This is a genomic window from Oscillatoria sp. CS-180, from assembly GCF_028330965.1.
Classification (GTDB): Bacteria; Cyanobacteriota; Cyanobacteriia; order Phormidesmidales; family Phormidesmidaceae; genus Halomicronema.
The window spans coordinates 54,881-67,339 of the sequence record NZ_JAQMUB010000031.1; the positions used below are offsets into that span (position 1 = coordinate 54,881).

The window sequence follows — 12,459 nt, forward strand, 5'->3', positions numbered from 1 at the left end:
CAAGGCAGTGCTCCGCAGATAACCCTAGGGTAATTAACCTTCAACACCAACAGCTAACCTTGCGGTACCTTCCCCGCCGAGAGATGGAGCAGCCCAACGTTCCCCATCACCCGCCGCAGATAACCTTTGCCATGACCGATCAACCTTCAACGGTCGACGCGCATGGGCGTTGCTAGCTGGCTCTCGCTATACGATCTGCTCCCGCCAAACTTCTTTCTCAGTCTTCACTAGCAAATAGAACCAAAATGAAACAGCGTATAGCTCTGTGGATCTATCCAAGATAAGACATAAAGTCTGATAGCATTGCCACAAATCGTTTTCCAAATACAGCAGATAATATTCCAGACAGGATAGGCAACGCTACAAGAAACTTAGTGCCAAAGGTATTCCAGTCCATACTGTCACCTAAAAAAACATAATACAAAAAGCTAAGAAATAACGGTATTAATCCAAACAATGTACCGACTAGAAAATTTTGCCCAATGTGGTTTAAACCTCGATCTTTGTCTTGAAGTATTTGCTCTTTAGGTTGCATATTTGATCTCTCCATAACTAAAAGCTTTTTAGCAGATTTTTCTGTTGAAAAGAACAAGTTTATTATAGCCATCCAATTTCAGTTTGAGAGCTAACGGCAAAGGTCAGCAATTGTAAGGAACTCACAATGCAGCCAGCCATCGCCCCTCAGTCCGCTGCACCATACGTGCTAGCTAGAGTATGCACTGACAGCCTCTCACTACCGCCTTACCAGCCACTTCCTGGGTAGTTTTGGGCTGACGGGCAACCTCGAAGAAGGAGGGCAAGGACTTTGAGCAGAGCTAGCTAACGGTGGAGTTGTGAGGCGGCAGATAACCCTGAACTCAGCACCAAGATCTCTCGCCCGTCTGCACCAACGCAGTGTTAGCTGGCTGGCATTAACGCAATATCAGGCTTGACGCGGATCCTCTACTGGTGGATGTAGTCCAGTTTTTATCCAAAATCGTCTCGTTTCTCGAATAGAATCTTCTTCTGGGTAACGAGTATCATTCAAATCAAGGCGAAGGCAGGTTGCGCGGCCAACTGGTGTAGTTCCTTCAATAAAGACGCCTTGAGCTAACCAAACAAAATGCTCACCCCAGTTCTGCTGACGAGGATTGAAAATGCGAACGATCTCCTGCGTTTTTGGATCTATACCAGCTACAAAGTTGTAGCGCCTCTCATTACAGCGACGGCAGGCAAGTGCGAGGTTATCAAGTTCATCGGAACCACCCAGAGATCTAGGAATAACATGATCAACGGTAAATCGATTAGCACTCAACCGCTCTGGAGAATGGCAATACTCGCAGATATATTTAGCACGCTCTCGAATTACTTGCCTGAGTGCATCACTGATTGACATTTTGAGCTGCAAGCATAGCGTTTATGTGAGTAAAAATGCGATCTAGCTCTCCGATCACATCCAATTCGGCAATTTCATCAGGAGTAATTTGGTCAGCCTTCTTCTTTTCTAATAGGCTCTCCATTCGCAGTTGCAGCGACTCACTAAATTTGAATAAATTCCAGTTGTCTATCCTCTCAAGTTTGATCTCATGAATCAGCGAAGATGGCTTGTTAAGAGTTATAGTCATATTAATTGGTCTTCATCCCGTTAAATTTTGGTGAACCAGTCAGCATCAACTTCAACGGATTCGATCATTGTTATCTCCACACCAAGCCCTAACTCTTTCAAGCGCTGAACCAGTTGCTCACCGTCTATCAAGTCAATGGGTGGCGCACCATCTCTGGTTGCTTCTTTAATGGCATCTCTAGTGAACGTCCCCGTTGTGATCAATAATCCCTTATCCGTTCGTCCTTGCATGGCTCCTCGAAAATCCCGTATCTGGCTTGATGTAACTGATCCTTGATAGCGCTTGCACTGAAAAAGGACATGAAAACTTAGAAACCCATTAATTCTAGCGATGCCAACTCCATCAATGCCACCATCACCGGATTTGCCTGTAACTTGCACCTGAATGAACCCGGACTCCCGTAGTAAGCGTTGAGCCAGTCGCTCAAAAGCACTAGGGTCTAGCGATAATAGCATTTGATGAAGCTGCTGCTGCCATGCAAGTTCGTCTGGTGTTTCAATGGCTTCAGAAGGCTCATCTGAAGGTTCCGAAGCAATCGATTTCTTTTTATCAACGTCTCGAACCGCCTTAACAATTTCTCTCGCATCAAGATTTGCAGGATTAATGGAAGTAGAGACTAATGACCAGACTCCTCGCGCTGAGTTTTCTAGGAGACCATATTTTTTAAGGTAGGTGCGACTCCAAGCCAATCGATATTCGACCTCGCTCTGAGATGTGCTGCCATGGGTGATTTCCAAAACCTGATCAGGAAGATTAAGAAGTTGCACTACTTGCTCATAGATTTCTTCAATTGTTCCAGATCCTCCTAATGCTTGTAAGGCTTGAATTGTAGGAATAAGCATTGAATCGAAGGTTGGCACCGAAGACGCTGATCGCTTCATGCAGAATTGCTAGTCCTTCTTTGAAAATACTATCTACTCAATATTAAACGTTGCACAGACTCCGGATTCTTTGCAACTAATTACTTTTTCACAGCTGATCTGGGCAAACTCCTCAAGTTCAGGAACGAAGCCAGCTAACTATTAAATAGAGGGACACTTTCCACCTAAGATTCCCATACGGGTAAATAGGTAGAAATATTTCCGCCTAAGATCCTGTTTTGGGCAGATAGGTGGAACACCGTCCACCTAAGATCTACATGTGGGCAAATAGGTGGAATGATTCAATATAATCATCCCTTCAATTCCAGGCTGAACCTGTTTAGAGTTTATTCAGCATCTCTTTTCAGGCCGTCTACCGATGCAAGCAGAACCTCGTCCAAAGAAGCTACTCGACTAGGTTCCGGACGCGGTTCGCTTAAAGCACTATTCCTACCGCACAGAACAAACCTATCTGCAATGGATTCACCGCTTCATCTTGTTTCATAACAAGCGTCACCCTCAAGCGATGGGTGTTCCTGAGATTGAGGCTTTTCTTACCCATCTGGCTGTGCAAGAGCAGGTGGCGCCCCACCCAAAATCGAGCATTGAGCGCCCTACTTTTCCTGTATCGACATATTTTACAGCTACCGTTGGATGAGCGGATTGATACCATTCGAGTGATAGCTTCTATAAAGTCTATGCCATCAAGCTGGATGAGTTGGTGCAGGGCGTTATGCTTCTAGAAACACAGGGGCGATCGCTTCTGGTTAGCGGAGCGATCACCCTTGGTCTACATTGAATGCTTGGCTTCTGCTCGTTAGAATAGCGTCAACCTTGAATAAAGCCCCCTCGGTAAGCTTAAGGGGGCTAAAGAGTGTGTGAGTGAGTGGAAGTTGGCCTTCGGAATCTAGGAGCCTCCTGACTTCTGGCTCCTGACTTCTAGCTAGGCGATACTCCGCTGGAGTGGCTACGCCACCGCGTCTTTCTCCAAGTTTTCCTGACGCAATTCATCAAAGTCGATCGCAGCGACCACTTCGTAAACCGCATCCTTGTCGAGATTCTCGCGCCGCAACTCGTCGAAGTCCACAGCGTCTTTGTCTAAGTTTTCACGACGTAGCTCGTCGAAATCAATGGCCGCGACCTCGTAAGCCGCGTCCTTGTCGAGGTTCTCACGACGTAGTTCGTCAAAATTGACTGCATCCTTATCCAAATTCTCACGGCGCAATTCATCAAAGTCGATCGCTTTCACCTGAATGGTTTCGACCGCATCCTTGTCGAGATTCTCGCGACGCAGTTCGTCAAAGTTGACGGCGTCTTTTTCCAGGTTCTCGCGGCGTAGCTCGTCGAAGTCAATGGCAGCGTGGCTAGCGGGAGCAATGGCGATAGTAACAGCGGTCAGAGCAGTGAGGGCAAGTGCAATGCGTTTCATGGTTGAACTCCTGGGTTGATGTGTTGTTTCAATCATCTTGAGTTCTATAGTGCAGGCCCTCCCTGAGCCGTTCCTGACCACAAAATAAGTCTGCCTTAATCGCTTCCTGAGAAGTCTGAGCGCTGCCACATAATGGCCTGAGATGAACTATTGGGAAGGCAATACAGAGGTGAAGGGCGTCGGAGGTGTTGTGTCAGGTGGAGGACAAGGTACGAGCTGGATAGGAAACAGGGAAGAGATTTCACTCACAGGGCAAATGATGCTGGATGGGTTTACTTATCACGATGAGCGATACAGCGACACTTGTCTTGATGGGTTTTGCTGGTGAGGGTTGAGGAGCAGGCGAAGGTGACAAAATTTGGGGCGTGGGCAACTCCTAACGTAACTAAACCATAGGACTATCGACGATAAAGTGGAGCCTGTTATAGCCGTCGCTAGTTCCGTTAGGGCAAGACGGCGAGCCATCTGGTCTATGCTAAGCACCCGGATGCTATTGGGAATGCACAAACCTAAGTGGCTACAGCTATAACTCAGGAATAGTGATAGAGAAATTTTTCAGAAACTCCTTTTGTGAGAACCAATAAGACCTCTACAGATATTAGTTAATGCCCAAAGAAAATGCCCTGGTTTCTGAAGGCAGAAGCAGGGCATTTTCTATATATTGAGTAATGGACAAATCGAAATTAGACAAACCGTTTGCAGCGCTCAAGCTAGTCCGTGAGGGACTTCCTCAAATGAGTGATATTTTCTAGAGATGTTGAGATACCGTCGTTGAAGCTGGTTGGGTCTCTAGGTATCGGTACAGTGCTCTCTTAGATACAAGTGGAGGGAGTATCAACAACTGAGTAGAGTGCTGCTGATTTTGATGCGATAGATTCAGACGTTAAATCGATAAGAAACCTCCTTTAACGTGAACTGAACTTATTCGGAACGAGGGAATATTTATTCACCTCTTAGTTATTAGAATACTCCTGCTATTGGTGAATGTCGCCGCATGATACTAAAGTTTATCTTTCGGCCTATGCATTCTGGCAGCTACGCTCATAGCATCCCGTATGGATACCTTGACCGGATGAACAAAACTTTAGGTTTTGGCCGCTTACTCTGATCCAGGTGCCGCCTCAGACACTGGCTCAGTCCCAGGCTCAGGGGGAGCTGCTACCTTGACCATTGCATGGCGGAGCACACGATCGCCAATCATGTAACCGCGTACTAACTCCTCCATCACCGTACCTTCAGGATGGTCGCTAGTGGGCTCGCGCATAACAGCTTCATGCAGGTTGGGATCAAATTCCTGTCCTTCTGCCCGCATGGCAGAAACACCCAGCCGCTTCAGACAATCCACTAACTGCTTGTAGACACTTTGATAACTCTTATGAATAGTCATCTCTGTCTCAGTTTGAGGCTTGATCTGTGCCCGTGCCCGCTCAAAATTGTCAATGACCGGTAGTAATTCGGTAATCGTGTTTCGTTTGATCTGAACTTCTTGATCTTCTCGCTCTTTGCTATTGCGTCTACGGTAATTCTCGAAGTCAGCCGCAATCCGCATATACTGGCTAGTGCGATCTTCAAGCTGGGCTTTTAGATCCGAAATCTGAGCTTCTGCTTCAGGTGCGATCGCCTGGTTGCCTATTGTCCCATCAGCGTCCTCCGCTCCTGAAGAAGCGGCATCCTCTGACAGAGCTGCCTCAATATCAATATTGGTAGCTGCATCTTCCGCGTGAAGTTCTTCAATGCCTTCCATCGCATCCTCCCCAGCTACATCTGGAGTTTCTTGAGAAGAATCATCAGGCCGAGTTTCATCCACCATATCGCTAAATAACCTAAAGTCTCTACACAGGGTAATCCAAATTACATCATCATCGGGAGCATTTAGAGTCTTGCACCCATGAAAATTTTTCAAGAACGTACCAACATACCAAAGTAGCAAATATTGAGGCGATCGCTCCTCTACCTCAGGAGCTATTTGCCAACTCAGGCCAATAGTTGGCTCTGTTTGCCCCAAACATCGGTATCACGTCAGCACTTGCAGCCTTATTTACACAGCTTAAAATGCAGCGCATAGAAGTGTAGACCGATACGCTCTACAGCGATCGTCTAAAACCCAATCTCAAACAATCGTTGTCAATTCATAACCACACTTTTGCAGATGAAGTTATTATCGTTTCAGCCATCATGCACGAATCAGAAGTAGTTGAGCTTCCGGGCTGTTGCTCCCAAGGCTTGTTGTTCCGACAATGAGTTTGAGGGGCACACTGTGCACTAGCAGTTTGAACTTCTAATTCGGTATATCCTCCTTAAACCTAGATCTTTCGCATCCGCTATGACGAATTCTTCACAGCGTCGCGCCCTTGTTATACAACGTAGTTTTTCCCCCTTCGGCAACAAGCTAATTCAAGCGGGTTTTGTCGATGGTGAGCAAATGCAGCAGGCTCTAGCGGAAAGCAGGCGTTCAGGACGTGCTCTAACGGATGTCCTTGAGTCCATTACAGGACAACAGCTTTCGCCCGAATTGTTGCGTCAGTACAAGAAGCAGCAGCTTTTTGAGCTTAAGATCCTCTACGGCATTGAATCTGTTGATCCGGAACTCGATTCGGTTTCTTCTCAACAAATCGGTCGATTCATTGACACACTCATCCCAGTGGATATCTGTCGTCGTCATCAGCTAGTGCCGCTCTCGCGCGATGACGAAGAAGAGGATCCTTCTGTCTTGGTCGCAATGGTCGATCCAGAGAATCTGGAGGCTCAGGATGATCTGAATCGTATTCTGCGGCCTCAGGGCTTGCGTCTAAGGCGCATGGTAATCACGGTTGAAGATTATCAGCGGCTCATTTCTAGCTACCTGGATGAGAAGGTTGCCCGTGAAAAACAGCGGGATATGGAACAGGCTGTCGATGTTCAATCTGACTTAGAAGATCTCGACTTCGATGGTTCTGCTCTTCAGGACATCAGCGAAGAAGAGCCTGATCTGAATGATGCATTACAGGATGCAGGGGCGGCTCCAGTTATTGCGCTGGTTAACAAGGTTCTCGTAAAGGCACTACAGGATGGTGTTTCTGATATTCACGTTGAACCGCAGGAAGAAGCTCTCAGAATTCGCTTTCGGAAAGATGGGGTTCTACGAGAAGCTTTCCAAAAATTCCCTAAAAAGATCATTCCCGCCGTTACAGCCCGCTTCAAGATTATTGCAGAGCTAGACATTGCTGAGCGTCGTCTGCCTCAAGACGGTCGTATTCGGCGTATGTTCCAAGGTCGTAAGATTGACTTTCGAGTCAGCACTCTGCCCAGTCGATATGGCGAGAAAGTTGTTCTACGAATTCTTGACAATTCAGCAACTCAGCTGGGCATTGATAAGCTCATCACGGACAATGATTCCTTGAATATTGTCCGAGAAATGGCTTCTCGTCCGTATGGACTAATCTTAGTGACGGGACCCACCGGATCGGGTAAAACGACGACTCTCTATTCGTTGCTTTCTGAGCGAAACGATCCAGGCATCAACATTAGTACGGCTGAAGACCCTATCGAATATGCGTTACCAGGGATTACTCAGGTCCAGGTGATTCGTGAAAAGGGAATGAATTTTGCATCTATCTTGAGAGCTTTCTTGAGACAAGATCCAGATGTCATTCTGGTTGGTGAGACCCGCGACCCTGAAACAGCCAAGACGGCTATTGAGGCAGCCCTAACTGGACACCTCGTATTGACCACCTTGCATACCAATGATGCGGCAGGCGCGATCGCTCGTTTAGAAGAGATGGGTATGGAAGGGTTTCAGGTGTCTAGTTCGCTAATCGGCGTTTTAGCCCAGCGTCTGGTCCGCCGAGTTTGCACTGAGTGTCGTGTGCCTTATACACCGACCTCAGAGGAACTCGCTCGTTTTGGATTAACGGCCATTGGTGACACTGACCTCACCATCTACAAAGCCAATGTTCTTTCCATTGATCAGTTTGAGGAAGCGCGTGCTGCAGGAAACTTCTGCGAGGTTTGTCAGGGCGTCGGCTACAAAGGAAGAGTCGGTGTTTATGAAGTCATGCAAATCACAGAAAGCATTCAGAAGATGATTTCTGAGAACGCTCCGACTGAGCAGATCAAGGAAGTGGCCGTTGAGGAAGGCATGAAGACGCTCTTGTCCTACAGCTTAGATCTGGTTCGACAGGGGTACACGACACTCGACGAAGTTGAGCGGGTAACCTTTACCGATAGTGGACTGGAAGCCGAGCTAAAAGCTAAACGGAAGAGTTCTTTGACCTGTGATTCTTGTCAAGCGGAGTTGAAACAGGATTGGCTAGACTGCCCATATTGCTTAACTCCTCGCTTTAAGACCTAACGTGAGCGATCGCGTAGCCGCGAATTTGTCCTTTTAGGACGTACGCAGGATGTCTACAGGTAGGGCGGGCACTACCCACCATAGGGTTACCGCTAGAGACTAAACAGCTTGTTCGCGAAAGTTCTGCTTGTATCAATCAGGAATAACCCAAAAAGAGGTGATGCTATGGAATTAATGATTGAAGACCTAATGGAGGAAGTCATTGAACGGGGAGGATCAGACCTTCACCTCTCAGCTGGACTCCCCCCTTACATTCGGATTAGCGGTAAATTGACGCCGACCGATCATGAGCCGATGACGCCGGAAGCGTGTCAGCGTCTCATCTTTAGTATGTTGAACAACAGCCAGCGAAAAACGCTAGAGCAAACCTGGGAACTGGACTGTTCTTATGGGGTCAAGGGGCTAGCTCGCTTTAGGGTTAATGTTTACAAGGACCGGGGCACATATGCAGCTTGTCTGAGAGCGCTCAGCTCTAAGATTCCTAGTATGGATTTGCTAGGACTGCCTCCCATTGTGCGAGAGCTGTCTGAAAAGCCCAGAGGCCTTATCCTTGTGACGGGACCTACGGGGTCGGGTAAGTCAACAACCCTGGCATCGATGATAAACGAGATCAATATGACTCGTCCAGAGCATATTCTGACCGTTGAGGATCCCATTGAATTTGTTTACGAACCTATCAAGAGCTTGATTCATCAGCGCCAGATTGGAGAAGACACCAAGAGTTTTGGAAATGCGCTAAGAGCAGCCCTGCGGGAAGATCCCGATGTCATCCTGGTGGGTGAGATGCGGGACTTGGAAACCATTTCTCTGGCTATCTCCGCGGCTGAAACAGGTCACTTGGTCTTTGGAACGCTGCACACCAGTTCAGCCTCTCAGACTGTTGACCGGATGGTTGATGTCTTTCCACCAGAGCAACAAACTCAGGTTCGGGTACAGCTGTCTAACTCTCTGGTTGCTGTTTTGAGTCAGTGTTTGGTGCCAAAAGCAAATCCCAAGCCGGGTGAGTTTGGTCGAGTCATGGCTCAGGAAATCATGGTCGTGACGCCAGCTATCTCTAACTTGATTCGCGAAGGTAAGACGGCCCAAATCTATGGCGCAATTCAAACCGGTGGTCGCTTGGCGATGCAAACCTTAGAAAAAGCCTTGGCGGATCAGTACAAAGCCGGTGGCATTTCCTTTGAATCAGCAATGGCGAAGACATCGCGCCCAGAGGAATTGCAGCGCTTGATCGGTGGCATGGCAGCCGCAGGTAAAGAAAAGCAAGCCGCAGCAGGAGCCGCCAGACGCCGATAGATTCATTCAGCAGAGGGGGCTGCATCGCTAAAGGGTGACTGAAATCCGCGATCGCCCATAGAAATTGCCTTAGCCCTCTCTGTTTTAAGCTTTGTGTGTTAACGTGGCTTCATTCTGAGGGGAGATTATTCATAATCATCCTTTCTCAAGGGTGCTACTTTTCACAATAGGGTTGGATTTTCACAACCGGGTTGATTTTTTCATAACAGTGCCAACTTAAGCATCATGCCTACTTACGTTGCTACCGGACGAGACAATACTGGGCGTCAGCGCAGAGAAAAGATTGCCGCGTCCACCCCTGCTGAAGCTCGGGACAAACTTAAAGAGCAAGGGCTATTTATCCAAGATCTGAAAGAGGAGCGCAGCTTTAACCTTGATCTAAAAGAGATCCGGCTGGCTCTAACCTCGGTCTCTGTCAAAGATAAGGCAGTTTTCTCTCGTCAGTTTGCGGCTTTGGTCAACGCAGGGGTGGCTCTAGTAAGAGGCTTAGGTGTCCTGTCTGAGGAATGTCCCAATCCTAAATTGAAGCGAGCGCTTGAAGACATTAACTCTGACGTGCAGCAGGGAACTAGCCTGTCGGACTCGATGAGTAAGCATCCAAGCTGTTTTGACAAGCTCTATGTCAGCTTGATTCAGGCTGGCGAAACGGGTGGTGTCTTGGACGAAGTGCTGAACCGATTGGCAAAGCTGCTAGAAGATTTGAATCGCTTGCAGAACCAGATTAAGTCAGCGATGGCTTATCCAGTAACGGTTTCTATCCTGGCGATCATCATTTTCATTGCGATGACGGTCTTTTTGTTGCCTACATTTGCAGCCATCTTTGAAGAGCTTGATGCTGATCTGCCTCTGTTTACTCGCATCATGCTTCAGATCAGTGTATTTTTGCGTCAACCGCTTAATTGGGCCGTTATCATTGGTGTCATCTTTGGCGCAACGTTTGTATTTAAGCGCTACTACGCTACTCATAATGGTGAGCGTACCGTTGATCGTCTACTCCTCAAACTTCCTTTGTTCGGTGACTTGGTTCAAAAAACTGCAACTGCCCGCTTCTGCCGGACGTTTGGCTCCTTGTCTCGCTCTGGGGTCCCCATTCTGACCTCGCTGGAGATTGTTCGAGATACAGCAGGTAACAGCATTATTTCGGACGCTATTAATGAGGCCCGGAGTGAGATTCAGACTGGTGGCATGATCAGTTTGGCGTTGCAGCAGCACAGAGTGTTTCCTGCTATGGCGATTCAGATGATCAGTATTGGTGAGGAAACAGGTGAGCTTGATCAGATGCTGATGAAAGTCGCAGACTTCTACGAAGACGAAGTAGAACAGGCTGTGAAAGCTCTGACCAGCATCATGGAACCTTTCATGATCGTCATCTTGGGTGGCATGGTAGGTTCAATTCTGGTGTCAATGTATTTGCCGATGTTTAGGATTATGGAAGTCGTCGGGTAATCGTCTTCCTAAGGAAAGACTTACCATTTCCGGCGATCGCAGGATGTAGCCCGCAGGGCGATCTTGATAGCTTACTCATAAAGAAATTCCCAGTCGTAAGGTCCTTTTGAGGTTGACTTGGGTCTTTTTTTGTAGGAAGCCAAAATGGATCGCATTTATGACGACTAACAATACTGCGGTAGACGACACTAACAAAGCCATCGAGTCCTTTCGTGGACTGGGCGTAGACGAACAACTCGCGTGGCTCTGGTACGTCTACAAGAAAATGGGAGATTCCGTTACCCCAGCAGCACCGGGTGCTGCTTCCGAAAGCATTGCTGAAGGTTTGTTTAACCAAGTCAAGCAGCAGTCCAAAGAGGAGCAGCTTGAGTCGATGCGGGCGATCGCCCGCAGTGATGCTGATAATCAGATCAGTCGAGAATATGGTTCTCTAAGCGCCAACACCAAGCTAGCATTCTGGTATGCATTAGCCATCGGCATGGATGAAGGCTCCATTATCGGTATGCCTGAGGACTACAGTGCTAGCGACGGGAGCAAAAACCTACTCAGCACCATCGAACAAATGGACCTTGAAGAACAAATTACGCTTCTGCGTAATGCGGTAGAGCCAATGGGTGCAGATCCAAAGGTTGGTGCAACGGCATAACGCTTGTAACGCAAACTGAAAGCTATAACCGTCGCCAATTTCGTTAGAACAAGATAGCTATAGCTATAAATTAAAGGTCGTGGTTGGCATCGCTTCAACCATGACTCTTTTGCTTTAATACCCTTTTTGGGAGTTATCCGAAGAATCATGAATGGAGAACCGAATAGGCTTTCTAAGATTAGGTGAATCCCAACATAATAGGTGTCTAAAACCGAATTTCTTCCCTTCAAAAATTCGATAGTCTTACATCAAGAGGAGTCAAGAAAACGTCTACTTTGAGCTGATTTTTCAGGCTCCTTATCAATTGGACACATTCACCCTTAAAGGGAATTTGTGGAAAAGTTACAGGAGGTTAGAAACCTATGACTCTTACCCGTTGGGAACCGTTTAGAGAAGTCAACGCTTTGCAGCGAGAGATGAACCGCCTATTTGAGACGTTGAGTCCTTCCCAGGATAGTCGGCTTGAAATGGGTACCTTCATGCCTGCGGCAGAGATTAACGAAACTGATGAGGCTGTCAACTTGAAGGTAGAATTACCTGGTCTTGATGCAGACGATATTGACATTCAAGTATCCGCTGATTCTGTTGCGATCAGTGGTGAGCGTAAATCTGAAAGCAAGTCCGAAGAAAACGGGGTCGTCCGTAGTGAATTTCATTACGGTTCTTTCCGTCGAGTTGTGCCGCTCAATGTTCGAGTTGACAACGCCAACGTCGAAGCCAACTATGACAACGGCATCCTAACGCTTCACATGCCAAAAGCACCTGAGGAGCGCAACAAAGTCGTGAAGGTCAACGTTGGTCAATAAGCTTTCTCACCCCCAGAAATCATCTGGGACGGCTATGTCGGCATT

Annotated in this window: 11 protein-coding genes and 1 pseudogene; 6 read left to right on the forward strand and 6 right to left on the reverse strand. The window is 47.5% G+C overall.

The genetic code is table 11. From position 1 onward, the window contains the following. Window positions 1-271 precede the first annotated feature (271 nt). The 4 genes from PN498_RS06845 to PN498_RS06860 form a co-directional block, all read right to left on the reverse strand. The gene (locus PN498_RS06845) at window positions 272-607 is read right to left on the reverse strand and encodes a hypothetical protein (protein ID WP_272061977.1); all 336 of its coding nucleotides are present in this window, start codon (window positions 605-607) and stop codon (window positions 272-274) included. Window positions 608-922: 315 nt separating this feature from the next. Beyond that, the gene (locus PN498_RS06850; RefSeq protein WP_272061978.1) at window positions 923-1,375 is read right to left on the reverse strand and encodes an HNH endonuclease; all 453 of its coding nucleotides are present in this window, start codon (window positions 1,373-1,375) and stop codon (window positions 923-925) included. After that, entirely contained in the window at window positions 1,362-1,604 is a 243-nt protein-coding gene (locus tag PN498_RS06855) for a hypothetical protein (RefSeq protein WP_272061979.1), read from the reverse strand. Before PN498_RS06855 ends, PN498_RS06850 begins: the two co-directional genes overlap by 14 nt. A gap of 20 nt (window positions 1,605-1,624) precedes the next feature. Then, entirely contained in the window at window positions 1,625-2,446 is an 822-nt protein-coding gene (locus tag PN498_RS06860; protein ID WP_272061980.1) for a restriction endonuclease, read from the reverse strand. A 454-nt stretch (window positions 2,447-2,900) separates the two neighbouring features. On the opposite strand from PN498_RS06860, the pseudogene PN498_RS28565 reads away from it, so the two are divergent. Further along, window positions 2,901-3,122: pseudogene (locus tag PN498_RS28565) on the forward strand (phage integrase N-terminal SAM-like domain-containing protein); the annotation flags it as partial. 309 nt (window positions 3,123-3,431) lie between these two features. Here the strand turns inward: PN498_RS28565 and PN498_RS06865 are convergent. Continuing rightward, window positions 3,432-3,893 (reverse strand): hypothetical protein, encoded by a 462-nt coding sequence (locus tag PN498_RS06865; RefSeq protein ID WP_272061981.1) that lies wholly within the window; start codon window positions 3,891-3,893, stop codon window positions 3,432-3,434. Window positions 3,894-4,992: 1,099 nt separating this feature from the next. Next, on the reverse strand, window positions 4,993-5,898 hold the full coding sequence (gene grpE / locus PN498_RS06870; RefSeq protein WP_334312228.1) for a nucleotide exchange factor GrpE: 906 nt from the start codon (window positions 5,896-5,898) through the stop codon (window positions 4,993-4,995). A 318-nt stretch (window positions 5,899-6,216) separates the two neighbouring features. Between grpE and PN498_RS06875 the strand changes: the two genes are divergently transcribed. The 5 genes from PN498_RS06875 to PN498_RS06895 all read left to right on the forward strand — a co-directional run bounded on the left by PN498_RS06875 (window position 6,217) and on the right by PN498_RS06895 (window position 12,414). Then, a complete protein-coding gene (locus PN498_RS06875; RefSeq protein ID WP_272061982.1) occupies window positions 6,217-8,223 on the forward strand; it encodes a GspE/PulE family protein in 2,007 nt (668 codons plus the stop codon). Between the two features lie 165 nt (window positions 8,224-8,388). Continuing rightward, the gene (locus PN498_RS06880; protein ID WP_272061983.1) at window positions 8,389-9,516 is read left to right on the forward strand and encodes a type IV pilus twitching motility protein PilT; all 1,128 of its coding nucleotides are present in this window, start codon (window positions 8,389-8,391) and stop codon (window positions 9,514-9,516) included. Window positions 9,517-9,741: 225 nt separating this feature from the next. Further along, window positions 9,742-10,962: a type II secretion system F family protein gene (locus PN498_RS06885; protein ID WP_272061984.1), complete on the forward strand. Its 1,221-nt coding sequence runs from the start codon at window positions 9,742-9,744 to the stop codon at window positions 10,960-10,962. Between the two features lie 157 nt (window positions 10,963-11,119). Then, a complete protein-coding gene (locus PN498_RS06890; protein ID WP_272061985.1) occupies window positions 11,120-11,608 on the forward strand; it encodes an orange carotenoid protein N-terminal domain-containing protein in 489 nt (162 codons plus the stop codon). A gap of 362 nt (window positions 11,609-11,970) precedes the next feature. Next, entirely contained in the window at window positions 11,971-12,414 is a 444-nt protein-coding gene (locus tag PN498_RS06895) for an Hsp20/alpha crystallin family protein (protein WP_272061986.1), read from the forward strand. Window positions 12,415-12,459 lie beyond the last annotated feature (45 nt).